At 70.4% G+C, this 23,512-nt stretch carries 21 protein-coding genes and 1 pseudogene; 9 read left to right on the top strand and 13 right to left on the bottom strand.

Going from position 1 to position 23,512, the window contains the following annotated elements:
• Positions 1 to 104: 104 nt before the first annotated feature.
• The 3 genes from ACYUED_RS28405 to ACYUED_RS28395 all read left to right on the top strand — a co-directional run bounded on the left by ACYUED_RS28405 (position 105) and on the right by ACYUED_RS28395 (position 1,564).
• The gene (locus tag ACYUED_RS28405) at positions 105 to 611 is read left to right on the top strand and encodes a MarR family winged helix-turn-helix transcriptional regulator (RefSeq protein WP_491294473.1); all 507 of its coding nucleotides are present in this window, start codon (positions 105 to 107) and stop codon (positions 609 to 611) included.
• Between the two features lie 175 nt (positions 612 to 786).
• A complete protein-coding gene (locus ACYUED_RS28400) occupies positions 787 to 1,290 on the top strand; it encodes a sigma factor-like helix-turn-helix DNA-binding protein (RefSeq protein WP_491286354.1) in 504 nt (167 codons plus the stop codon).
• A 25-nt stretch (positions 1,291 to 1,315) separates the two neighbouring features.
• On the top strand, positions 1,316 to 1,564 hold the full coding sequence (locus ACYUED_RS28395; protein WP_491286352.1) for a hypothetical protein: 249 nt from the start codon (positions 1,316 to 1,318) through the stop codon (positions 1,562 to 1,564).
• A gap of 12 nt (positions 1,565 to 1,576) precedes the next feature.
• Here ACYUED_RS28395 and ACYUED_RS28390 read toward each other — a convergent pair whose 3' ends face one another.
• Positions 1,577 to 2,731: a cystathionine gamma-synthase gene (locus tag ACYUED_RS28390; RefSeq protein ID WP_491286350.1), complete on the bottom strand. Its 1,155-nt coding sequence runs from the start codon at positions 2,729 to 2,731 to the stop codon at positions 1,577 to 1,579.
• A gap of 161 nt (positions 2,732 to 2,892) precedes the next feature.
• Here ACYUED_RS28390 and ACYUED_RS28385 point away from each other — a divergent pair, with 161 nt between their 5' ends.
• Positions 2,893 to 4,011 (top strand): hypothetical protein, encoded by a 1,119-nt coding sequence (locus ACYUED_RS28385; RefSeq protein ID WP_491286348.1) that lies wholly within the window; start codon positions 2,893 to 2,895, stop codon positions 4,009 to 4,011.
• Between the two features lie 350 nt (positions 4,012 to 4,361).
• Here ACYUED_RS28385 and msrA read toward each other — a convergent pair whose 3' ends face one another.
• Positions 4,362 to 4,874, bottom strand: a complete 513-nt coding sequence (gene msrA / locus ACYUED_RS28380) for a peptide-methionine (S)-S-oxide reductase MsrA (protein WP_491286346.1) — start codon at positions 4,872 to 4,874, stop codon at positions 4,362 to 4,364.
• A 260-nt stretch (positions 4,875 to 5,134) separates the two neighbouring features.
• Between msrA and ACYUED_RS28375 the strand changes: the two genes are divergently transcribed.
• Positions 5,135 to 6,235: a serine hydrolase domain-containing protein gene (locus ACYUED_RS28375; RefSeq protein WP_491286344.1), complete on the top strand. Its 1,101-nt coding sequence runs from the start codon at positions 5,135 to 5,137 to the stop codon at positions 6,233 to 6,235.
• A 42-nt stretch (positions 6,236 to 6,277) separates the two neighbouring features.
• On the opposite strand, the pseudogene ACYUED_RS28370 reads toward ACYUED_RS28375, so the two are convergent.
• Positions 6,278 to 6,499, bottom strand: a pseudogene (locus tag ACYUED_RS28370) (NAD-dependent epimerase/dehydratase family protein); the annotation flags it as partial.
• Positions 6,500 to 6,540: 41 nt separating this feature from the next.
• Here ACYUED_RS28370 and ACYUED_RS28365 point away from each other — a divergent pair.
• Positions 6,541 to 7,269, top strand: a complete 729-nt coding sequence (locus ACYUED_RS28365; RefSeq protein ID WP_491286341.1) for a type 1 glutamine amidotransferase family protein — start codon at positions 6,541 to 6,543, stop codon at positions 7,267 to 7,269.
• A 117-nt stretch (positions 7,270 to 7,386) separates the two neighbouring features.
• Here the strand turns inward: ACYUED_RS28365 and ACYUED_RS28360 are convergent, their stop codons facing one another.
• Positions 7,387 to 8,427: an NAD(P)-dependent alcohol dehydrogenase gene (locus ACYUED_RS28360; RefSeq protein ID WP_491286339.1), complete on the bottom strand. Its 1,041-nt coding sequence runs from the start codon at positions 8,425 to 8,427 to the stop codon at positions 7,387 to 7,389.
• A gap of 178 nt (positions 8,428 to 8,605) precedes the next feature.
• Here ACYUED_RS28360 and ACYUED_RS28355 point away from each other — a divergent pair, with 178 nt between their 5' ends.
• A complete protein-coding gene (locus ACYUED_RS28355) occupies positions 8,606 to 9,514 on the top strand; it encodes a helix-turn-helix domain-containing protein (protein WP_491286337.1) in 909 nt (302 codons plus the stop codon).
• Positions 9,515 to 9,700: 186 nt separating this feature from the next.
• On the opposite strand, the gene ACYUED_RS28350 is transcribed toward ACYUED_RS28355, so the two are convergent.
• The 6 genes from ACYUED_RS28350 to ACYUED_RS28325 all read right to left on the bottom strand — a co-directional run bounded on the left by ACYUED_RS28350 (position 9,701) and on the right by ACYUED_RS28325 (position 18,452).
• On the bottom strand, positions 9,701 to 10,471 hold the full coding sequence (locus tag ACYUED_RS28350; RefSeq protein WP_491286335.1) for a group II truncated hemoglobin: 771 nt from the start codon (positions 10,469 to 10,471) through the stop codon (positions 9,701 to 9,703).
• A gap of 86 nt (positions 10,472 to 10,557) precedes the next feature.
• Positions 10,558 to 13,860: a S8 family peptidase gene (locus ACYUED_RS28345; protein WP_491286333.1), complete on the bottom strand. Its 3,303-nt coding sequence runs from the start codon at positions 13,858 to 13,860 to the stop codon at positions 10,558 to 10,560.
• A gap of 209 nt (positions 13,861 to 14,069) precedes the next feature.
• Positions 14,070 to 14,753 (bottom strand): ABC transporter ATP-binding protein, encoded by a 684-nt coding sequence (locus ACYUED_RS28340; protein ID WP_491286331.1) that lies wholly within the window; start codon positions 14,751 to 14,753, stop codon positions 14,070 to 14,072.
• A 263-nt stretch (positions 14,754 to 15,016) separates the two neighbouring features.
• Positions 15,017 to 16,474 (bottom strand): ABC transporter permease, encoded by a 1,458-nt coding sequence (locus ACYUED_RS28335; protein WP_491286329.1) that lies wholly within the window; start codon positions 16,472 to 16,474, stop codon positions 15,017 to 15,019.
• Between the two features lie 142 nt (positions 16,475 to 16,616).
• The gene (locus tag ACYUED_RS28330; protein WP_491286327.1) at positions 16,617 to 17,882 is read right to left on the bottom strand and encodes a L,D-transpeptidase; all 1,266 of its coding nucleotides are present in this window, start codon (positions 17,880 to 17,882) and stop codon (positions 16,617 to 16,619) included.
• 216 nt (positions 17,883 to 18,098) lie between these two features.
• Positions 18,099 to 18,452, bottom strand: coding sequence for a hypothetical protein (locus ACYUED_RS28325; protein ID WP_491286325.1), 354 nt, complete (start codon positions 18,450 to 18,452; stop codon positions 18,099 to 18,101).
• A gap of 109 nt (positions 18,453 to 18,561) precedes the next feature.
• Between ACYUED_RS28325 and ACYUED_RS28320 the strand changes: the two genes are divergently transcribed.
• A complete protein-coding gene (locus ACYUED_RS28320; RefSeq protein WP_491286323.1) occupies positions 18,562 to 18,888 on the top strand; it encodes a hypothetical protein in 327 nt (108 codons plus the stop codon).
• A 42-nt stretch (positions 18,889 to 18,930) separates the two neighbouring features.
• Positions 18,931 to 19,737 (top strand): hypothetical protein, encoded by an 807-nt coding sequence (locus ACYUED_RS28315; RefSeq protein WP_491286321.1) that lies wholly within the window; start codon positions 18,931 to 18,933, stop codon positions 19,735 to 19,737.
• A 48-nt stretch (positions 19,738 to 19,785) separates the two neighbouring features.
• Here the strand turns inward: ACYUED_RS28315 and hutH are convergent, their stop codons facing one another.
• The 3 genes from hutH to ACYUED_RS28300 form a co-directional block, all read right to left on the bottom strand.
• Positions 19,786 to 21,324 (bottom strand): histidine ammonia-lyase, encoded by a 1,539-nt coding sequence (gene hutH / locus ACYUED_RS28310; protein ID WP_491294472.1) that lies wholly within the window; start codon positions 21,322 to 21,324, stop codon positions 19,786 to 19,788.
• 99 nt (positions 21,325 to 21,423) lie between these two features.
• Positions 21,424 to 22,575, bottom strand: a complete 1,152-nt coding sequence (locus tag ACYUED_RS28305; RefSeq protein ID WP_491286319.1) for a GGDEF domain-containing protein — start codon at positions 22,573 to 22,575, stop codon at positions 21,424 to 21,426.
• Between the two features lie 115 nt (positions 22,576 to 22,690).
• Positions 22,691 to 23,500 (bottom strand): enoyl-CoA hydratase/isomerase family protein, encoded by an 810-nt coding sequence (locus ACYUED_RS28300; RefSeq protein ID WP_491286317.1) that lies wholly within the window; start codon positions 23,498 to 23,500, stop codon positions 22,691 to 22,693.
• Positions 23,501 to 23,512 lie beyond the last annotated feature (12 nt).

Below are 23,512 nucleotides of genomic sequence, written 5' to 3'. Positions count from 1 at the left end.
GCGTAGCGCCGGTACACCCTGCCCCCCGGCCGCGTACTCTGTCCCCCATTATTCCAGGACCCCCTTCATGAAGTGAGCCTCCGGCCATGCCCACAACACCTGAAATGTCGATGGACATGACGACCGTCGGTGACAGCGGTCTCCTCGACACGCTGCAGCACGAGGTGGCGGTGTTCGCCCGTCGTGCCGAACAGACCCGGCTCGGCGGCGTCGGGCAGGTACGCAACTCCATGGACCGCGCCGCATACCTGCTGCTCAACCGCCTCGACAAAGAGGGCCCCATGGGTGTCAAGGCGCTCGCGGCGAGCATGGGCATCGACTCGTCGACGGTCACCCGGCAGGTGGCTCCGCTGGTCGACACCGGGCTCGTCAAGCGCACCTCGCACCCCGAGGACGGGCGTGCCGTGGTCCTTCAGCTGTCGCCGCGCGGGCTGTCCCGGCTGGAGGAAGTGCGATCGTCCCGGCGTCAGCTGATGGCGGAGCTGACACACGACTGGGCGCCGGAGGAGCGCGAGGCGTTCTGCACGCTCCTCACGCGCTTCAACACCGCGCTCTCCTCCCGGATGGCGGCGGCGGGAGTACCGGGGTCCGAGGCGCCGACCGCCTCGTAGGCGGCGTCCACGCGCGTGCCGCGGCCGGCCGTTACCGCGCGCGTGCTGCCTGACTCTTGACCGACAGGGCGCCCCTGGCCTCATATGAGACGGGGTCCCCGTCGTACGCGGTTCAGCATCCCGTACGCGACCGGGTCCCCGACCGGTCAGGGTCGCGGCAGGCGGGAGGCGCGGGGTGCGACAACGGCAGGCGTCCCAAGGCGCCCGCCGGGCCCGGGAGTTCGAGGCGTTCGTCGCGGGCGCGGCAGGGCGGCTGCTGCATGCCGCCACGCTGCTCACGGCGGAGGCGCCGGACGACAACCCACGCGCGCGGCGCCTGCTGACACTGGCCCTCGCGCACACGTACGTGCACTGGCACCGGCTGCGCGGCGAGGACCCGTACGACCGCGCCCGCCAGTACCTGGCCACCCGCTTCGCGCGCGCTGCGTGGCACCAGTACGGCGGCTTCGGCCGGGCTCGCGCGCATCCCGACAGTCCACTGGGCGGGCTCGTGCCGCAGGAGCGCCTGATCCTGGTTCTCAGGCTGTACGAGGGGGTCGCCGAGGAGCAGACGGCGGCGCTGCTCGGCCTGCCCACGGAACGCGTCCGCACGCTCTGCGAGCGGGCGACGGCCACGCTGCTGCAGCCACCCCGCAACCCCGCACCGGCGGTCACCGGGGCGAAGGTGGCCCCGTCATGAGGCGCGCACGCGACAGGAGGCGCACATGAACCGGGCGGAGCGTGAGGCGGCCGCACGGCGGATCATGGAGCGGGTGCCGCCGCCGGTGCCGCCGGAGCTGTACGGGGACGTCCTGCGCCGCGGTGCCCGCGGACTGCGCCGCCGGACGGTCGCCCGCAGGCTGTTGTGGCTACTGCTGTGCGCCGCGACCGTGGCGTTCGTCGTCTGGGCCGTGATGGCCCGCCCGTGGGTGGAGCCGCCCTCGCAGACGACTCCCCCGTACACGGGCTGGTGAGCGGGCCCGCTGCTAGGCGAGCGCCTGCTGCAGGTCCTCCAGCAGATCTTCGACGTTCTCGATGCCCACGGAGAGCCGGACGAGATCGCCGGGCACTTCGAGGGCCGAGCCGGCCACGGACGCGTGCGTCATGCGCCCGGGGTGCTCGATCAGCGACTCGACGCCGCCCAGGGACTCGCCGAGGGTGAACACCTTGGTGCGGTTGCAGACCTCGACGGCCGCCTCCTCGCCGCCCTCGACCTGGAAGGAGACCATGCCGCCGAAGGCCCGCATCTGCTTGGCGGCGACCTCGTGGCCGGGGTGCTCGGGCAGCCCCGGGTAGAGGACCTTCGTCACGCGCGCGTGCCGGGTCAGCATGTCGGCGACCCTGGTGGCGTTCTCGCTGTGCCGGTCCATGCGCACCGACAGCGTCTTGGCGCCGCGCAGGACCAGCCACGAGTCGAAGGGACCGGCGACCGCGCCCATCGCGTTCTGGTGGTAGGCCAGCTCCTCGCCGAGTGCTTCGTCGGCGGCGATCAGCGCACCGCCGACGACGTCGGAGTGGCCGCCCATGTACTTCGTCAGGGAGTGCACGACGACGTCCGCGCCGAGGGCCAGCGGCTGCTGCAGGTACGGCGTGGCGAAGGTGTTGTCGACGACGAGCTTCGCGCCCGCGTCCCGGGCGACCTGGGCGACCGCGGCGATGTCGGTGATGCCGAGCAGCGGGTTGGAGGGGGTCTCCACCCACACGGCCTTGGTCTTCGGGGTGATGGCGGCCCGTACGGCGGACGGATCGCTGGTGTCGGCGACCGACCACTCCACCCCCCACCGGGCGACGACCTTCGCGAACAGCCGGAACGTGCCGCCGTACGCGTCGTTGGGGATGACCACGTGGTCACCGGGGCTGAGCAGCGTACGCAACAGGCAGTCCTCGGCCGCCAGTCCGGACGCGAACGCGAGACCTCGGCGGCCGCCCTCAAGGGCTGCGAGGTTCTCTTCCAGGGCGGTCCTGGTGGGGTTGGCGCTACGGCTGTACTCGTAGCCGCCGCGCAGGCCGCCGACGCCGTCCTGCTTGTAGGTCGAGACCTGGTAGATCGGCGGGACGACCGCGCCGGTGAGGGGATCGGCGGTGTTGCCCGCGTGGATCGCGAGGGTCTCGAAGTGCTGACTGATGTGCCTGTCGCTCATGGGCACCGAGGGTAGTGCGCTCGCGGCGCGGGCGTCGGACGGCGTGGCGCGGGAGGCCGTGCCGGCGGGTTTTCCCTCGGTCGAGGCACCGGGCCCCGGAGTTTTCCACAGGGAGCCGACCGGGTTGGCCAATTGTCGGTGGCGTCTGGAACGCTTGAGCCATGGAATTTCTCTGGGTCCTGATCGCGCTGGTCATGCTCGGCTTCGTGCTGCTCCCGGTCATGCGGCGCAGGAGGGGCATGATCGAGCAGGTTCCGGCCGGCCACCCGGACGCCGCCGACCCCGCGACCTACGGCTTCGCGCGCGAGGAGGAGCTGGACATCCGTCTGCCCGGCCCCGACCAGGACCTGCTGGACGTCCTGGACCTGGTGCAGCGCACCCAGGACTACCGCGCGGCAGCCCAGCTGCTGGCGGGCACGGAGGCCGAGGGTGAGCTGCGCTGGCAGCGCGTGCAGGCCTTCGCGGGCGCCGCGTCGTTGGAGCTGCAGCAGCGGCCGGGCGGGGTGAGCGAGACGCCCGGCGGGCAGTGGCTGCGGGTGTGGCGGGCCGAGCAGCCCAAGGACGCGGGCGGCGCGGCCGTGCACGCGGAGTTCCTGGTCCAGCAGGCGTGGCGGACGTCCACGCCGGGCACGGACGAGTTCCGGATCATCATGGAGGAGTCGAAGGCGGCCTGCGGCGACGCGGCGCTGCTCGCTCCCGGTGACCCGATCCCGTACGTCGTCGAGCTGTCGGTGGCCCGTGGACTGGCCTACTCCCAGCCGGAGTTCGAGCAGCTGTGGCTGAGGATCCTCGACCGCGCCCCCACGCACATGGGCGCCCACCTGGCCGCCCTGCACTACTGGTGCGAGAAGTGGCACGGCTCCCGGGAGCTGGCGTACTCCTTCGCGGAGGCGGCGGCCGCGCGGGCTCCCCAGGGCTCGCTCCTCGCCGCCATGCCCCTGTTCGCGGTCTTCGAGCACCTTCCCGAGGTGAACTTCGTCAGGAGCTTCTACCAGAGCGAGGTCGTGACGAAGGCGATCCACGGAGCGCTCCACGCCGTCCACTCGGCCCGCCCCGACGACCCGATGCTGGCGCACGTACGCCATCTCCTGGTGTTCTTCCTGGTCCGCGCCGAGCGCTGGTCCGAAGCCATGAACCAGCTCATACACATCGACGGCCATATCGGGGCCCTCCCCTGGACCCTGTCCGCCGACCCGGCCGCGGAGTTCGCGGTGTACCGGGCACTGGCGGTGGCGGGCTACGAGGCGAACGGCGGGAGCCCGGCGACGCTGCCGAACTGAGCGGATGGACGGGCCGGCGTGCTGAGCCGGCGTGCTGAGCCGGCGGAATTCTGGAGGGTCTCCGTGCTTCGATCCGCGGAGACACTCAAGAGCCCTCTTGGAGACGGGCAGCGGTCGAAAATCGCCGCCACGCGGCTGCTGCCCCAGGAACGCCCGTATCCCGCTGGAGATCAATGCCTTCCCCATCTCCTGGGATGACGGGCCGGCTCACCCGACGGATCGCCCGCGGCGTCGCCAAGGCCGTTGGCTGGGACGTACACGTCGGGGTGTGCCTCGTCTCAGTGCGAAGACGGCCCGGCTGCGGAGCCTTTGGCGGGCAGGTTTCGGCTTGCCGCCGGGCCGTCTTGTGGTCAGCCGTCCGTGCGGGCGGGCAGTCGCCATCCCGGGCGGGGGAAGTGGCAGGTGTAGCCGTCCGGGTAGCGCTGCAGGTAGTCCTGGTGCTCGGGCTCGGCCTCCCAGAAGGGGCCGACCGGCTCGACCTCGGTGACGACCTTGCCCGGCCACAGGCCGGAGGCGTCCACGTCCGCGATCGTGTCCTCGGCGATCCGCTTCTGCTCGTCGTCCACGTAGTAGATCGCCGAGCGGTAGCTGAGGCCGATGTCGTTGCCCTGACGGTTCTTGGTGCTCGGGTCGTGGATCTGGAAGAAGAACTCCAGGAGCGTGCGGAAGTCGGTCTTCTCGGGGTCGAAAAGGATCTCAATGGCCTCCGCGTGCGTGCCGTGGTTACGGTACGTCGCGTTCGGTACGTCACCCCCGGTGTATCCGACCCGGGTCCCCGTCACGCCCGGGAGCCGGCGGATCAGCTCCTCCATCCCCCAGAAACATCCGCCCGCCAGCACGGCCCTCTGCGTCTGCGCAGCCATTGCGGCCCCTCCAATACTTGTCAGCGTGGTCACTCGGGCTACTCGGCTCGCACACCACCGGCATCTGATGCCCACCCCCCTCAACGCTGGAGGGTTCCCGGCGATTCCGTGCCCCGGGACCGGGCGGCGTCCACAGCGCCAGGTCGCTGCTGGTCGCAACGGCGAGGGGTGCGAGCGGGGCGCTCCGGCAGCGTCTCGCCAGGAGCGCCCGGCCGCAAATTCGGTTGCCTCCCACGGGCCGATGCGGGCTAATGCCACGCATGGCTGACATTCAGGGCTCGTACGACGATCTGTTCTCGGCGGTGCCCAGTGCGCTGGCGGCGTTGCTGGACGGCGGAGACGCCGGCGGCTCGGTGGCGGTGTTCGTGGACGGCGAGCCCGTCGTGGACGTGTGGGGCGGGTTCGCCGACGCGGGCCGCACGGTCCCCTGGGAGCGGGACACGATCGTCAACGTCTGGTCCGTCACGAAGACGATGACGGCGTTGTGCGCGCTCGTCCTGGCCGATCGGGGCGAGCTCGACCTCGACGCTCCGGTGGTCCGCTACTGGCCGGAGTTCGCCGCGGCGGGCAAGAGCGGGGTGCTGGTGCGGCATCTGCTGTCGCACACCGCCGGTCTGCCCGACTGGGACGGGCCGGTCGAGGAGATCTACGACTGGTCCTCCGCCACGGCACGCCTCGTCGCGCAGGCTCCGCAGTGGGAGCCCGGCACCGCGGCCGGGTACCACTCGCTCACCCAGGGGTTCCTCGTGGGCGAGCTGGTGTGGCGGATCACGGGCCGGAGCGTGGGCGAGTTCTTCGCCGACGAGGTGGCCGGGCCGCTGGGCGCGGACTTCCACATCGGGCTGGCCCCCGAGCACGACCACCGCGTGTCGCTCACGATCCCGCCGCCGTCCCGGGACGAGGACTACGCCGCGAGCGCGCCCGGCAACGACGCGGCCGCCGGGACCCGGATCCGGCTCCGCGACGGCAACAGCGTCGCCTGGCGCCGTGCGCAGATCCCCGCGGCGAGCGGATTCGGCAACGCCCGCTCGGTCGCCCTCGCCCAGTCGGTCATGGCGTGCGGAGGGGCGGTGCGCGGGGTGCGGGTGCTGTCGCAGGCGGGCTGTGACCGGGCCCGGGAGGAACAGTTCAGCGGCGATGACCGGGTCCTGGGCATGCCGATGCGCTGGGGGCTCGGTTACGGGCTGTTCGGCAGCACGTACGGGTGGGGCGGCTGGGGCGGCTCCCTGGTGATGGTCGAGCCGGAGGCCCGGATGGTGGTGGCCTACGTGACGAACCAGATGCGCGAACCGGCGGACGACACCAGGGGGTTGGAGCTCGTCATGTCCTCCTACGACGGCCTCACGGGACTGCGGGCCTGAGAAGGGGCGCCGTCAGGCTCAGGCCACTCGGTCCGGACGCCGTCAGGCCACTCGGTCCGCCAGGAACTCCTCCCACGTCCGCTTCCCGACCTCCGCTCCCTCCAACGTGAGGTTGTCCCCCGCCCGGTATGCCCGCCCCGCCTTCCCCGGGATGCGGACGGGCAGCTTCGGGCGGGGGCGCCTACCGCGGAGTTCGAGGTACGGGCGGACCAGGGCGGGGATGTCGTAGAGCCTGGGGCCTGCCATGTCCGGGACCGGGCCGGAGAGAAAGTCCGGGGCGAATGTGGGGGAATCTGAGGGGACCGATGGGTGGTCGTACGTTTCTGATCGGTGGCGGATGGGACGCGACGGCCGCGCGCGCCGTTTATGAGCCCTTCCTCCGGGCGGCCACGGGGCCGCGCATCGGCTGTCTCGTCCTGGACGAGGGCGACGGCCGGGAGCAGTTCGGCCGGTACGACGCCGTGCTGCGGAAGGTCGCCGACTGCGCTCCCGTACCGCTGCTCGTGCCGCTGGGCGGGGAGTTCGATCCGGGCGACGTGCAGGGGCTGGACGGGCTGCTGGTCTGCGGTGGGCTGACGCCCGCGTATCAGGAGGCGTTCGCCGGATGTGCGGGCCGACTGGGGCCCGTACTGGCCGAGCTCGGCGTTCCGTATGCCGGTTTCTCCGCCGGTGCCGCCGTCGCCGCGCTCCACGCCGTCGTCGGCGGCTGGCTCGACGACGGTGTTCCCGTGTGCCATGAGGACACCGCCGAGGATCTGGCGGAGGTCGAGGTGCGGGCCGGGCTCGGGCTCGTGCCCTTCGCGGTGGACGTGCACGCCGCCCAGTGGGGGACGCTGCCGCGACTGATCGCCGCGGTCACCCGGCACGGGCTCCGGCACGGCGTCGCCATCGACGAGAACACCGTCGTGGAGGTCGGGGCGGACGGGCGCGCCCGGGTATCGGGACTGGGACGCGCGCATTCCGTACGGCCGTCCGCCGACGGGAGTGTTCTCGTACGGTCCTTCCGGGCCGGCGGGTTCGTGCCGGCCGGTTGATGAACTCCCGCTGTCGCCCGCCTCGCTCGTCAGCGGGCCGTATCCGCGGGGGCGGCAGCGTGCGGGCGCATGCTGAAGGGCCCCGGCGGGACCTCCGCCGGGGCCCTTGGGCACGGATCAGATCGTGGCCGCGTCGATCACGAAGCGGTAGCGGACGTCACTCGCCAGCACCCGCTCGTACGCCTCGTTGATCTCGTCGGCGCGGATCAGCTCGATCTCGGCGCCGAAGCCGTGCTCGGCGCAGAAGTCCAGCATCTCCTGGGTCTCCCGGATGCCGCCGATGCCGGAGCCGGCGAGGGTCTTGCGGCCGCCGATCACCGAGAACAGGTTGAGCTTGACGGGCTCCTCGGGTGCGCCGACGTTCACGAAGGCGCCGTCCGTGCGGAGCAGGGACAGATACGCGTCGAGGTCCAGCGGGGCCGACACCGTCGACAGGATCAGGTCGAAGGTGCCCTTGAGGTCCTCGAAGGTCTTCGGGTCGCTGGTGGCGTAGTAGTGGTCGGCGCCCAGCTTCAGCCCGTCGTCCTGCTTGCGCAGGGACTGGGAGAGGACGGTGACCTCGGCGCCCAGCGCGTGCGCGATCTTGACGCCCATGTGGCCGAGGCCGCCCATGCCGAGGATCGCGACCTTCTTGCCGGGGCCGGCGTTCCAGTGGCGCAGCGGGGAGTACGTGGTGATGCCGGCGCACAGCAGGGGAGCGGCCACGTCCAGCGAGATACCGTCGGGGATGCGGAGGACGTAGTTCTCGTCGACGACGATCTTCTCCGCGTAGCCGCCGTAGGTGGGCTCGCCGTTCTTGTCGAGGGCGTTGTAGGTGCCGACGCCGCCGCCGGTGCAGTACTGCTCCAGACCGGCCTTGCAGTTGTCGCACTCACGGCAGGAGTCGACCAGGCAGCCGACGCCCACACGGTCGCCGACCTGGTACTTGGTGACACCCGGGCCGACCTCGGAGACGATGCCCGCGATCTCGTGGCCCGGGACCATCGGGAAGATGGCCTCTCCCCAGCCCTCCCGGGCCTGGTGGATGTCCGAGTGGCAGATGCCGGCGAACTTGATGTCGATCAGAACGTCGAACTCACGGACGGCCCGGCGCTCGATCGTGGTGCGCTCCAGGGGAGCCTTCGCGGCGGTGGCGGCGTACGCAGCAACAGTGGTCATGCCGAGGGTCTCCTAGCAGTGGTTACCCGCCCGGCTGCCTTCTGATCTTCCGACCGGGCGTGCTGCCCAGCATGCCGGAGCCTGCGAGGTCCACCCAGCCCACCCCTTTGCATACGTCCGCTGTGCCTACCACCGGTGGGGTCAGGATGGTGTGCGTACGACGGTGAATACTTGACGCATGGACCAACAGCCCGATCCCGTACAGGAGCCGGCCGGCGCGCTGGACCGGCGTGCCGAGCTCAGCGAGTTCCTGCGCACCCGGCGCGCCCGGCTGAAGCCGGAGGACGTGGGGCTGCCGGACTTCGGGCGGCACCGGCGGGTACCGGGGCTTCGGCGCGAGGAGCTGGCGCAGCTGGCGGGCGTCTCGGTGGCGTACTACACGCGCCTGGAGCAGGGCAACGGGCGGAACGTGTCGGCGGAGGTGCTCGACTCCATCGCGCGGGCGCTCAGGCTGACCGACGCCGAGCACGCCCATCTGACGCATCTGGCGAAGCCGAAGCAGCACAAGAAGAAGCCGGCCGGGCGCAGCCAGCAGGCGCGGGCCTCGCTGCAGCAGCTTCTCGACACCATGGACGGGGTTCCGGCCTACGTCGTGGGGCGGCGCGCGGAGATCCTGGTGTGGAACCGGATGGCGGCGGCCGTCTTCGGGGACTGGGCGGAGCTGCCGGTCCAGGAGCGGAACTGGGCTCGGCTGGTGTTCCTGCGCCCGGCCTACCAGGAGCTGTTCATCGACTGGGAGCAGAAGGCGATCGACATCGTCTGCGCGCTGCGCATGGAGGCGGGCTGCTATCCGGACGACCCCCGGCTTTCGGCGCTGGTCGGCGAGCTGTCGGTGAAGAGCGAGGGCTTCCGGCGGCTGTGGGCCACGCACGACGTCAAGGAGAAGAGCCACGGCCTCAAGCACCTGCACCATCCGCTCGTGGGTGAACTGTTCCTGCAGTTCGAGTCGTTCAGGCTCGCAGGCGACGGGGATCAGGGGCTGGTGACGTATCACGCGGAACCGGGGTCGCCGTCCGCGGAGGCGTTGCGGTTGCTGGCCAGCTGGGGGGCGGATGCGACGCGTTCGGGGACCGGTGCGTCGGCCTGAGACGGCCTGCACCGGTGTTGGTGCGGCCGTCACTGAGGGCTGCCGCCCCCAGGCCCCCGCTTCGGCCTGAACGGCCTCGTCCTCAAACGCCGGACGGGCTGAGATCCTGAACCGGCCCTGAGGACGCGCCGAGATTCCTGAACCGGCGCCGGAAAGGGCCCTCACCACACCCCCGCAAGAGGCCCCTCACCCCTGATACGGCGGCATCGCCCCCCAGTTCCACTTCGGTACCGGCTGCTCCGTCGGCGGCTTCGCGTCCGGGCTGGAGAAGTACACGGCCAGCCTTGTGCCCCATTCCACGTAGGCGAGGAAGGCCGAGCGGAACTCGGCGTCCGTGGGCAGGCCCGCCTCGTCCGCCGCGTCCTGGATGAGGTTGACCCAGCGGCGGCGCTGGGGCTCGGTGATGTGCTTGCCGAAGTGCTTGGTGACCATGTGGCCGTGGCCGCCCTGGGTGAGGGAGTAGCTGGAGGGGCCGCCGAACACCTCGGCGAGCCACAGCGCCACATGCTCGGCGTGGTCGGGGGCGAGGTCGGTGAAGAGGGGGGCCAGGAGGTCGTCCTTGAGGACCTTGTCGTAGAAGGCCGAGGTGAGGCGGGAGAAGGCCTCGGCGCCGCCCGCCCAGGCGTACAGCGTCGGCACGGACGAGCCCGTGCCGCGCACGGTCGTCGGCTTGTAGTGGCGCATCTCGTCGATGTTCTCGACGTACGGGCGGATCTCCGCGAGGAAGTCCGGGAACAACTCCGACTGTCGGAAGCCCTTCAGGTGGTCCTCGGTCGACGTCCAGACGATGCGCAGGACGTAGTGCTCGAAGTCCTCCTCGCAGCGCGCCAGTTCGTAGTCGACGCACTGGGGTGCCGCCGCCAGTTGGACGGCGGCCCGTGTGTAGGCGGCCAGGAACTCCGCCGAGCGGTCTTCCGGGATGCGGTAGCGGATGTACTCGACGGTCTGAGTGGTCATGCGCCCACGGAAACACGGACGGCCCGCCGGAAGCTGTACTTCCGGCGGGCCGTTCGCTCATGGCCTACTTCAGCGGACTACGGGACTCACTTGCCGTAGTACGCGTTGTAGATCGAGATCGTCGACTTGTTGTTCTTCTTGTCGGTGATCTTGGCGTGGAAGGAGATGGCCTTCCCCTTCTCCGGGTTCTCGACCTTGATCCTGCCGCCCACGACGTCGACCTTCTTCCAGGTCTGGCCGTAGTCGTAGGACACGTACACCGACAGCGACTTGAGGTTGCTGCCCTTGGCCGAGCCCTCGACGACCACCGGGATGCTGACCGTCCTGCCTGCCTCGACCTTGCTGCCCAGGTCCGTGGTCGCGTTGAAGCGGACCGTGGACGCGGGGAGCTTGCTGAGGTCGGACGGCTTCTTGGAGCGGAAGGTCCAGCTCGCGTCGATGCGGGTGGAGGCCGCCGCGACCTTGACGCTCCGCTTGACCGACGTCGTCAGCTTGTAGGACGCGTCGGCCGACGGGACCTTGAACCCCTTCTCGCCGAACAGCGGGTCGTCGTTGGAGCCGACCTTGGTGCCGTTGCGGTAGAGGGTCGTGTCGACCGCGGTGAAGACCGAGGAGCCCGCGTGGGTGTTGCCGTCGGCGAACAGCGGGATGCTGCCGTAGATGTTGTTGCCGTCGCGGTACAGGCCGAAGTCGGCGTTCAGGTGCGGTCCGAAGACGGCCGTGTTGAAGGTCTTCGAGTAGGTCTTGCCGCCCTTGAACGTCTGCCCCGCGCCGAGGGTGTACGAGGCGTCGGTGAGCGGGAAGCCGTCCGGGTCGGTGCCGCCGTACTGCTCGAACCTCATCTCCCACCGCACGCCGTTCGCGGTGGACAGGTGCAGCTTGCGGGTGCCGGGCAGGGTCTGCGGGACGCCGATCGAGGAGCCGCTGCTGCTGAAGGGCAGCCAGCCCACCGCGTTGACCGCGCCCTTCTTGCCGCTCGCCGCGGCGCCGAGACCGACCTTCACCGTGGCGAGCTCGCTCGCCTTCCAGTGCTTGGTGTAGCCGGTGGCGAGCTGCTTGACGACGGCACCGGTCGTGACGTCGTACTGCTCATCGGCACCCTTGGTCCAGTGGCCGTCCCACTGCTGGCTCAGCGAACCGTCGGTGATCTGCGGGCCGAGGCCCTTGGAGCGGAAGTTGTCGTACGTGTCCGCCAACCAGCCGAAGGACCAGCCGGAGTCGCCGACCTCACGGTCATAACCGGGCGCCGCGAACTCCGACTTGGCGGCCGCGTCCGGAACGGTGATGTCGACCGGCTTCGCGGTCCGCGCGTCCAGCGTGATCGTCGTGTCCTTGGTGATGTCCAGCTTCGGCTGGGCCAGCCAGTCGATGCCCTTGGTGCCGTCCTCCGGGTCCACGAAGACGCTGCTGTCGAGGATGTAATCGCCCTTGGCGACACGCGCGGTGACGGTGCCGGAGGCGTCGTAGGGCGAGTAGAACTTGCCCTTGCCCAGGCCGGAGACGCCGGCCAGGGACGCGCCGTAGTTCTTCGTCGGCTGCCCGTCCCGCCCGATGAACTTCAGTGTGACGCTGTACGACTGGATCTCGCGCTGCACGGCCGCGGCCGTACGGACGCTCTGGCCGTCGCCCGTCGCCGTCACGTACGCCGAGTACGCGCCGTCCAGCGTGCCGCCCAGCTTGGTGTTGACGGTCAGGTTCACCGAGGCCTTGCCGCCCGCCGGGACGCTCACCTTGGTCGCACCGAGCTTGAAGAAGCCGGACGGTGCCGCCTGACCCTTCGGATCGGTGGCGGTGGCGGCCAGGTTCAGCGTGACGTCCTTCGTACCCAGGTTGCGGTACGTGACCTGCTTGGTGACCGGCTTGTCGTCCGTGTGCGGCCACTGCTGCACACCGAAGCTCACCGACACCGGGTCGGCGATCACCGTCTGCTTGATGGCCTTGTCGACCGCGATACGACCCGAACCCTGCTGGAACGCCGTGTACTTACCGCCCTTCGCCGAGCCCGTCAGCGCACCCTTCAACTCGGAGAACGTCCAGTCCGGGTGCTGCTGCTTCAAGATCGCCGCCGCGCCCGCCACGTGCGGGGTCGCCATCGACGTACCGGAAATGGTCAGGTAACCCGGCGGCTTCTCACCGACCTCCTGGTCGATGACGCTGCCGGGCGCGGCCGCCGCCGTGATGTCCACGCCGGGAGCGGTCACATCCGGCTTGATGGTGCCCTCGACGGTCGGACCGGCCGAGGAGAAGTCGGCCAGCTTGTCCTTGTCATCGACCGCGCCGACCGTGAGCGCGTCCTCCGCGCTGCCGGGCGAACCGATCGACTCCGGACCGGAGTTGCCCGCGGCGATCGCGAACAGGATGCCCTTCTCCTCGGACAACTTGTTGACCTCGGCCTCAAGCGGGTCGATACCGGGAGTGTCACCGCCGCCCAGACTCAGGTTGACAACGTCGGCGCCCTGCCCGGCCGCCCACTCCATGCCCGCGAGGATCTGCGAGTCGTCGCCGGCGCCGGTGTCGTCGAGGACCTTGCCGTTGAGCAGCTTGGCGCCGGGCGCGACACCCTTGTACTTGCCGTTCGACTTCGCGCCGGTGCCGGCCGCTATGGACGCGACATGCGTGCCATGGCCGAAGTGGTCGGTGGCGTCGGCGGCGGCGGAGAAGTTCTTGGACTCGATCACCTGGGTCTTGAGGTCCGGGTGGGTCGCATCGACTCCCGTGTCCAGGACGGCGATCTTGACACCCTTGCCGGTGTAGCCGGCGGCCCACGCCTTCGGTGCGCCGATCTGCGGCACGGACTTGTCCAGGCTGGCCTTGCGGACGCCGTCGAGCCAGACGTGCGCGATACCGGAGGCGGTCTTGTCACCGTTGGTGACCGCGTCCCACAGCTCGGGCGTTTCCTTCTGCGGGGTCTGAACAGCGTCCGCGTTCAGGGACTTGAGCGTCTGGCGGAGGGTGCCCGCGTCGCGTACGTCGGCCTTGGTCGCCGAGGCGGCACCCTGGTAACCGACGATGACCTTCAGGCCCTGCTTCTGGGACTTGCGGGTCGTGGACTTGTTGAGCTCGGTGATGTCGAACAGCCGCTGGTCGACCTTGCCGGTGGAGACCAGCCGGGCCGCGTCCGCCGGAACCACGAGCGTGTGCCCGTCGGCCTTGCGGAACTGAACGGGTATGTGCTCGCGCCCCTTCGCCCGCTCCAGGCCGACGACCCGGCCCTTGGCGTCGACGACCACACGGTCGCCGGTGATCAGGGTGATGCGGTGCTTGGACGTGAGCTGAGTCTGCGGAGCAGTCGTCGACCGCTCCGCCTTCGCGGACGCCGGGGTGGTCATTCCCGCCGCCAGGGCCACGGCCGCAGCCGTGGCGATCGTGCCCGCGCACGCTCTCTTCACTTGTCTACGCAAGTCTCCCCCTGGAGATGAAGTACCGGGTGATTACCCCTGTCACCCGACCGGGGGTGGTCTCGCACGCATGCGCGTACACCCCCGGATTACGCAGTATGCCGGGGGGTGATCAGGCACCTCAATAGGTGAGAGGAAGGTGAGAGACAGCCTTCACGACTGTTACGAGCCTGTCGGAAAGCCGTTACTGTTCCGCAGAGTTACGCGCCCGCGTTCTCCTTGACGGTGAGCTTTCCCTTGCGGATCGTCGCCACGCGCGGGGCCCTCTTCGCGATCGCGGAGTCGTGGGTGACCATGATGAAGGTCAGCCCGAGCTCCTTCCACCTGCGCTCCAGCACCTCCATGATCTCGTCGCGCATCGACTCGTCCAGGTTTCCGGTGGGTTCGTCGGCGAGCAGGACCTTCGGTTCCTTCACCAGTGCGCGGGCGATGGCGACACGCTGCTGCTGTCCTCCGGACATCTCCGAGGGGAGATGTCCCAACCGCTCCCCGAGGCCTACGGACTTGAGCGCCTCGACGGCCCTCTCGCGCCGGTCCTTCGCCTTCACGCCGAGGGGTACGAGGGCGGTCTCGACGTTCTCCTGCGCGGTGAGGGTCGGGATGAGGTTGAAGGACTGGAAGACGAAGCCGATGTTCTCGCTGCGCACCTTGGTCAGCTTGGCCTCGGAGAGCCTGGCCAAGTCGGTGCCGTCGAGGACGACTTCGCCGGACGTGGGCCGGTCGAGGCCGCCGAGCATCTGGAGGAGGGTGGACTTGCCGCCGCCGGTGGGGCCCTGGATGACGAGGCGGTCGCCGTCGGCGATGGTGAGGTCCACGGCGTCCAGGGCGGTGACGGTGTCCTTGCCTCGGGTGTAGCGCTTGGTGACGTTTCTCAGTTCGTACATGGTGACTCCTGGGGAGGGTCGGTGGCGTGCATGGCGTGCGTCGCGTCCGTCGCGTGCGTCGCGTCCGTCGCGTGCGTCGCGTCAGTCGCGTGCGTCGCGTCAGTCGCGTGCGTCGCGTCCGTGGCGTGCATCGTGTGCGTCCTGTGCGTGGCGTGCGGCTTCCGGCTGGTGGGGGCTTGTCGCGCCGCGTGGCGCAGCCGCATGGCACACGCGGCCCCGCGCCCCCGGGGCGGGTGCGGTCCCTCAGCCGGTCCCTCGGCCGGCTACTCGACGCGCCTCAACGCGTCCGCCGGGCGGAGCCTCGACGCGCGCCAGCCGCCGAACGCGCCCGCGATCAGGCCGCCGGCCACGGCGAGGGCCACCGCGATCGCCACCGTCGTCACGCTGACGGGTGCCGTGAGGGCCACGTCCAGGGTCTTGGCGGCGGCCCGGCGCGGTCCGCCACCGAAGCCACCGCCACCACCGAACCCACCGCCGTCCCCGCCCAACTGGGCTTGCAGCGTGGGGCTGATGGCCGTGACGACGTACGCGCCCGCCAGACCGAGCGCGATGCCGAGCGCGCCGCCGAGCAGCCCGTTGACCATGGCCTCACCGATCACCTGCCGGGTCACCCGCCCCGACTTCCACCCGAGCGCCTTGAGCGTGCCGAACTCGCGGACGCGGCGGGAGACCGCCGAGGAGGTGAGCAGGCCGGCGACCAGGAACGCGGCGATCAGCACCGCGATCGACAGCCACTTGCCCACGTTGGTCGCGAGGCTGGACGCCGTCGAGAGCGAGCCCGACACCGTGTCGGCGAGATCCGCCGACGTCGTCACCGTCGTACCGGAGACGTTCTTCTGGATGGTCGACTTGACCGACGAGATCTTCTGCGAGTCGGTCGCCTTGACGTAGATCGTGGTGACCTTGTTCTTCGAGTCGCTGAGCGTCTGGGCCTGCTTGAGCGGGATGTACAGGTTGGCGGCCGAGTCACCGCTGTCGGCGGTCGCCACACCGATGATCTCGAACGTGGTGCCCTTGACCGTGACGGTCGAACCGACCTTGTACTTCTTCTGCTTGGCGTACGCCGAGTCGACGACCGCGACCTCGGAGTCGGTCTCCGTGGTCTTGAAGGTGCGGCCACTGGTGATCTTCGACGAGGTCAGCGGGCCGAGGGCGGGCTTGGTGACGTCGGCGCCGTAGACGGAGTAGTTGTTGACGTCGAAGTCGGCGCCTCCGCCGCGCACTTCGCCCTGCGGCTGCCCGGTGCCGCCGTTGCCCTGGCCGCGGCCGCCCTGCTCACTGGCGCCGCTCCGGTTCTGCTGGAACTGGCCGCGGGTGAACTGGCCGCTCACCTTGACGACCTGGAGGCTCAGGCCGCCGGCCGCGTCCGAAACGCCGCTCTGTGAGCCGACCTTGGTGACCGTCGAGGTCGACAGCGTCTGGAAGCCCTGCACCAGGACGCGGTCGCTGCTCTGCTTCGAGCCGGAGCCGTTGTCCTGCGCGTCGAACTGGAAGCGCGGGCGCCGCGAGGTGCTCGTGGCGGGGGCGGCCGCCTTGGTGACCGTCATGTCCGTACCCAGGCCGTACAGCGACTGCAGGACCTTGTCCTGCGCCTTGCCCATCCCGGACGACACGGAGCTGACCACGATGACGAGCGCGATACCCAGCGCGAGACCGGAGGCGACGACGAGGGCCGCCTTTCTGCGGCGGCGCAGTTCGCGCCTCAGGTAGGTGAAGAACATGGCCGCAAGGTAGGGACGCCCCGTGATGACTGAATAAGGCCGCCATAAGAGCTGCATGAGAAGGTTGGGCCGGGCCGGGAAACACCGATGCCGCCCCTGGGGGCGGCATCGGAAAGCGGTGGGCTTGCGGTGGGTCGACGGGTCAGACGGCGGAGCCGGCCTTCCAGTCGGCCCAGCTGAGGTTCCAGCCGTTGAGGCCGTTGTCCGGCTGGACCGTCTTGTCGCCGGTGTTGGAGATCACCACGACGTCGCCGACGATCGAGTTGCTGTACATCCAGTAGCCGGGCGTGCCCTTGTCGTTGGCGCCCTTGGTGTCCGACAGGCCCACGCAGCCGTGGCTGGTGTTCACGGAGCCGAAGATGGACTTGGCGCCCCAGTAGTTGCCGTGCAGGAAGGTGCCGGAGTTGGTGAGGCGGATGGCGTGCGGCACGTCCTTGATGTCGTACTCGCCCTTGCCGTCGTCGTCGGTGAAGCCCACGGTCGCGCCGTTCATGCGCGTCTCCTTGAACTTCTCGGACATCACCATGGTGCCGTTGTACGTCTTGTTGTCGGGCGAACCGGCCGAGATCGGGATGGTCTTGACCGTCTTGCCGTCCTGCGTGACCTTCATCTGCTTGGTCTTCGCGTCGACGTAGGAGACCTGGTTGCGGCCGATGTGGAAGGTGACCGTCTTCTGCTGCACGCCGGTGACACCGGAGGCGCCCTCGACGCCGTCGAGCGCGAGCTTCAGCGTGATGGTCGAGTTCTCCTTCCAGTAGTCCTCGGGGCGGAAGTCGATCCGGTTGGCGCCGAACCAGTGGCCGACGACCTCCTGGCCGCTGCTGGAGGAGACCGTGATGCCCTTCTGGACCGCGGCCTTGTTGGTGATCGCCTTGTCGAAGTTGATCGACACGGGCATGCCCACGCCGACGGTGGAACCGTCCTCCGGCGTGAAGTTGCCTATGAAGCTGTTGGACGGGGAGACCGTGGTGAACGAGCCGTTCTCGTGCGCGACGCGGCCGTCGGAGTCCTTGGCCTCCGCGGCGACCTTGTAGGTCGTCGAGCGCTGCAGCTGGGCGCTGGGCTTCCAGCTGAGCTTGTCCGCGGACAGCTGGCCCGCCACCGCCGCGCCGTCGGCGGTCGTCATCGTCACGCCCGTGAGCGTGCCCTTACTGACGGTGACGGCGGCGGAGTTGTTGATGGAGGCGTTGTCCGAGCCGTCCTTGGGCGTGATCTTGATCTCGGCCACGGAGGACTTCTTGGCCGCTGCCTCGTCGGCCTTGGCCTGCGAGGTGTCCTTGCCCCTGGTGCCGGAGGCGTCGTCGTCACCGCCGGAACAGGCCGAGAGCACCAGGACCCCGCCGAGCAGTGCGGACGCGGCCGCGAGGCCCCTGCGCCGCTTACTGTTCGTCATCACACGCTTCTCCATCGTTGCCGTATCCCCAAGAACCCCGAGAGTGCCCCGTCTGACGGACTTCAACGCTACGACCGGGTCGTCCCGTTCCACATTCCTCAGATGTGTGGGGCACGCCACGTCCGCCGGGGCGGAGGGTGCGGGTGGTGCGGATGAAGGTCGGCGCGTCTCCCGAGACGACGAAACCCCGGACGGCGGTTGCCGCCCGGGGTCACATGTCCCCGAGCCACGTCAGCCGAGGGCCGCCCCCTCGCCGTCACGGTATTCGTCGTGCACATCATCGTCGTCCAGGTCCCAGTCCGGCGAATCGGGGTCGTAGTCGATCTCCTCGCTGGACCAGGAGGCCTGGGCGAGTTCCACCCCGGGCACCTCGCTCACCAGGTCGAACGGGTCGACGAGATACGCGAGGGCTTCCGCAGTGTCTTCCGTCACAGCGTTCTCGACCTGGGCCCGCTCGCCGATCGGCAGGTCGGTGTCGTCGGCGATCCGCCGCAGCGCCGCCTTGGTCACCGCGTCGGAGTCGTCGACCTCGATGACCAGTTCCACCCGGAGGCGGACAAAACGTGATGTCTCTTCAGTGCTCATGCCCGGAGAGTACGGCCCTTGGCTCCCGTGACTTTCCCGTGACCCGCGCCTTTCACTAACATCGCACCACACGGCCAATTCGCCAGCGCCACAAGGGGATCGATATTCCGTGTCATCCGCTCGCCGTCCGTTGCTGACCGCCACCGCCGCGGGGACCCTCCTGTGCGCCCTGTGGTTCGTTCCCTCCGCCAACGCGACCGGGGACGAATCGGCGAGAACAGCGCCCTCGGCGACCCCGTCCTCGCAGATCACGACGCAGGCACGGATGACGTCGACGACCGCGGACGCCTCCGGAACCGGCACCGACAGCGAGACCCGACTCGCCGACACCGGAAGCTTCGACACGACTCCCTACGTCGTCGGCGGCACCCTCTTCCTCGGGGTCGGCGCCGGGTTCGTGGTGTACTCGGTGCGCCGCGAGCGCCTCGGTTTTTGAATTCGTTTGACGATTCCTTGACGTCGCCTTCATAGTCCGCTCATGAAGAGATCATCGAGGGTGCGCGTGAAGGCCACGGTTGCCGTGAGCGCGCTGTCGCTCGCCCTCATCACGGGTTGCGGCGGGGATTCGGGCTCCGGGGACTCCAAGGACTCCGCCGGCCAGGGCTCCTCGCCGACTGCGGCCGCCAAGGCGCTCAGTGCGGCCGAGCTGGGCAAGCGGATCATCAGCGAGCAGGACCTCGACGGCTATGAGGTCAAGTCCGCCGACAGCGGCGGCAAGTTCGCCAAGTCCAAGGACCGGGTGACGGTGGTGGACGCGAAGTGCGAGCCGCTCGCCTACGTCCTCACCGGGTTCGCGCCGGGCGACGAGAGCGCGTACGTCAACCGGATGGCCACGGAGAAGGTCGCCGAGCCGACGTCCAAGGGCACCTCCGAGGAGAGCCTCGACGACATCGAGGACAGCCTCAAGGACATCGTGGGCTCCACGATGACGGTCGTGTCGCTCTCCTCGTACGACGGCGGGGGCGCCGGGCAGACCATGAAGTCCGTCTCGGACGCGGTCGCCGGCTGCGCGAGCGGCTTCACGGTGTCGGCGAAGGGCCAGGACACCCAGAAGTTCACGAAGGTCGCCGAGGAGAAGTCCTCGGGATCCGGCGACGAGTCGGTGGCGTTCTCGGTGACCGGCAAGACCGAGGGCGACACGACGACGGTGCACGCCGAGGTGGTCCGCCACGGCTCCACGGTCGCCACGTACTACTCGGTCAGCCTGGCGGCGCTGGCCGGCAAGAAGGACAAGTACAGCATCCCCGCCGAGATCATCAAGGCGCAGGCGGCGAAGCTCGGTTGACGTTCGGGGGCCCCGTCGCAGGTGCGGCAGGGCCCCGTTGTCGTACGACTACTGCAGGGGCCCGGTGACGGTCTCCACCGCGGCGACCAGCCGTCCCTCGCGCACGAACGTGTCCGCGGCGGCGAGGTCGGGCGCGAGGAACCGGTCGGGACCGGGGCCCTCGACTCCCGCCGCCCGCACCGCCGTGATGGCCGCCTGCGAGGCGGGTGCCGGGGTCAGGCCCTCGCGCAGTTCGATCGCGCGGGTGGCGGCGTACAGCTCGACGGCGACCACGCGCGTGAGGTTGTCGACGGCGGTGCGCAGCTTGCGGGCGGCCGACCAGCCCATGGAGACGTGGTCCTCCTGCATGGCGGAGGACGGGATCGAGTCGGCGGAGGCCGGCACGGCCAGTCGCTTCATCTCGCTCACCAGCGCGGCCTGCGTGTACTGGGCGATCATGAGCCCCGAGTCGACGCCGGCGTCGTCGGCCAGGAAGGGCGGCAGGCCGTGGCTGCGGTTCTTGTCGAGCAGCCGGTCGGTGCGGCGCTCGGCGATGGAGGCGAGGTCCGCGGCCGCGATGGCGAGGAAGTCCAGGACGTACGCGACCGGGGCGCCGTGGAAGTTGCCGTTGGACTCGACGCGCCCGTCGGGCAGCACGACCGGGTTGTCGACGGCAGAGGCCAGCTCGCGCTCGGCGACGAGGCGGGCGTGCGCCATGGTGTCGCGTCCGGCGCCCGCGACCTGCGGGGCGCAGCGCACCGAGTAGGCGTCCTGGACGCGCGGGGCGTCGTCCTGGTGGTGTCCGGTGAGCTCCGAACCCTTCAGCACGGCAAGCATGTTGGCGGCGGAGGCGCCCTGCCCGGGGTGCGGGCGGATGGCGTGCAGCTCGGGGGCGAGGACCCGGTCGGTGCCGAGCAGCGCTTCCATCGAGAGGGCGGCCGTCACGTCGGCCGACTTGTAGAGCATGTCCAGGTCCGCGAGGGCCATCACGAGCATGCCGAGCATGCCGTCGGTGCCGTTGAGGAGGGCGAGGCCCTCCTTCTCGCGCAGCTCGACGGGGGCGATCCCGTGCTCGGCAAGAAGCTCACCGGCGGGGCGGACGGTGCCGTCCGGACCTTCCGCGTCACCCTCCCCCATGAGCGTCAGGGCGCAGTGGGACAGGGGCGCGAGGTCGCCGGAGCAGCCGAGGGAGCCGTACTCGTGGACGACGGGGGTGATCCCGGCGTTCAGCACGTCGGCCATGGTCTGCGCGACCTCGGGGCGGACGCCGGTGTGTCCCGAGCAGACGGTCTTGAGCCGCAGGAACATCAGGGCCCGTACGACTTCCCGCTCCACGTGCGGGCCGAGGCCGGCGGCGTGCGAGCGGACGATGTTGCGCTGCAGCTGGGCGCGCAGTTCCTGGCTGATGTGCCGGGTCGCCAGGGCGCCGAAGCCGGTGCTGACGCCGTAGACGGGCTCGGGCTTGGCCGCCAGCGCGTCCACGATCTCGCGGGCCGCGGCGAGGGCCTGCGCCGCCTCCTTCGACAGCTCGACCCGGGCGCCGTCGCGCGCCACGGCGAGAACGTCGGACGCGGTCACCCCGGACGTCCCCACCACCACAGTGTGCATATCCATATTCAGGAGCGTACGCAGTGAAGACGAAGATGTCACTACTGGTTCGCGGGTACGCCCCTTACCCATCCGGCGCGTCCCCTGCGGCCCCGCACGTCAGCTCCGCCGCCCCCGGAACCGGCGCCGCTCGGAGGCGGCCTGCTGCGGCGAAGGCGCGTCGGCCAGCCGCATGACCGGGTCGTCGGGCCCTCCCCGCCCGGCCACGACCGGCTTGTCCGCATGAAGCGCCTTCGCCCGGTACTGGGCGGCGTCCGCGAGCCGGAAGAGCCGGCGGGCGGAGCGGACCGGCCCGATCGGGTCCTCGGTGGACGCGACCCCGCAGGCAACGCCGTCGCCCAGCTCCAACTCGGCGGCGCGGCGGCACAGTTCGTCGGCCGCCTTGACCACCTCGTCGGCGGACGGCCCGACGGCGAGCAGACAGAACTCGTCCCCGCCCAGGCGCGCGGCGAGCGCACCGGGCAGCATCGCGCCGCACAGGGAGAGCACGGAGCCGAAGCGTTCGAGCAGACGGTCGCCCACGGCATGGCCACAGGTGTCGTTGACGCGCTTGAGGCCGTTGAGGTCACAGACGACCAGGCTGACGACCGTGCCGTCCGCGCGATGCGACTCGACGGCCTCGTCCAGCTTCACATCGACGGCACGCCGGTTGGCGAGACCGGTGAGGGCGTCGGTGTACGCCAGCCGTCGCGCCTCCTCCAGCCGCTCCGCCTGGGCGATCCCGGCGGCGACGACGGCGGCCAGGACGGTGGCGAAGTCGGCGTCGGCCCGCCCGAAGACGGGCGCACCGGCGGGACGCGCCACATAGAGCTCGCCCCATGCCCGCCCGTTCAGCACGATCGGGGCGACGACGCAGCAGCCGCGACCGCGGCGGCGCAGGGCGGCGACCCGCTGATGGACGTAACCGGGGCGGCCGCCCGCCGCGGGCCCCTGCGCCGTCTCCACCCACGCGTCGGGCTCACCGCCCCCGGCCCACCGCTCGTGCAGGAACTCGGTGATCTCGGGGAACTGGTGCACCGGGTACGACTCGTCCTCCGGGAACTCGTCCTCCCCCTCGCCCCGCTCCCCCACGTTCACGAGGACCCGCAGCCGGCCGCGCTCCCGCTCCCACACCGACAGCGCGGCAAAGCTCCCGCCGAGCGCCCGGCACGCCCCGGCCGCCGCCGAGCGCCACGCCTCGTGCGAGCCGTGGGCCGCCGCCATGCCCTGCGCCAACGCGACGACGGCAGCGAGCCGCTTGTCATCACCCATCACTCCAGGTTAGGGAGGTTTCTGGCGATTCGTTCTATTGATACGGCGGTGGGGTGACCGGCCCCGACCCATACCGACCGGCCCTCGGCGGCTACTGACTGCTGCTCCTCGGCCGCTACTCGCCGGGCCACTGAGGCTTCCGCTTCTCGTTGAACGCCGCCACGCCCTCCGCCCGGTCCCCGGAGAACGCCACGGACCGCCATGCCGCGTCCTCGACCTCCAGGCCGGCCCGCAGGTCGAGCCCCTGACCGAGGCGCAGCGCGCGCTTGGCCGCCCGCAGGCCGACCGGCGAGTTCGCGGCGATGCGGGACGCCAGGGCCAGCGCCCGAGCCCGGTCCCGCCCCTCCTCCACCAGCTCGTCCACGAGGCCCAACTCCCGCGCCTCGGCGGCCTCCAGACGCCGGGCCGTGAAGATGAGCTCCGCCGCCCGGGCGGCCCCCACCCGGCGCGGCAGCAGCTGCGTGCCGCCACCGCCCGGGATGACTCCCACGGACACCTCCGGCAGCCCCACCACGGCCGTGCGGTCGGCCACGATCAGGTCGCACGCCAGCGCCAGCTCGAAGCCCCCGCCGAGCGCGAACCCGTGCACCGCGGCGATCGTCGGCACCGGCAGTTCGAGCACCCCCGTGTAGGCACTGCGCGCGACCGGCCGCTGCCGGACCAGGTCGGCGTCCGAGAAGGAGTTCCGCTCCTTCAGATCCGCCCCGACGCAGAACGCCCGCTCGTGCGTGGACGTCACCACGACCGTCCGTACGTCACGGTCGGCACCCAGCGCCGCGCACGCCCCGGCGATCGAACGCGCCATCTCGCTCGACACGGCGTTCATGGCCTTGGGCCGGTCGAGGACGAGCTCCGCGACATGCGCGACGTCCCCGTCTCCGTGTCGCCGCACCACCACGAACTCCCCGAACCGCTCCTCACCCATGACACCCTCCGG

The organism is Streptomyces sp. DF42 (assembly GCF_058267695.1).
Note: the sequence above shows the minus strand (reverse complement) of the source record. Positions and strands in the feature narration are given on the sequence as shown.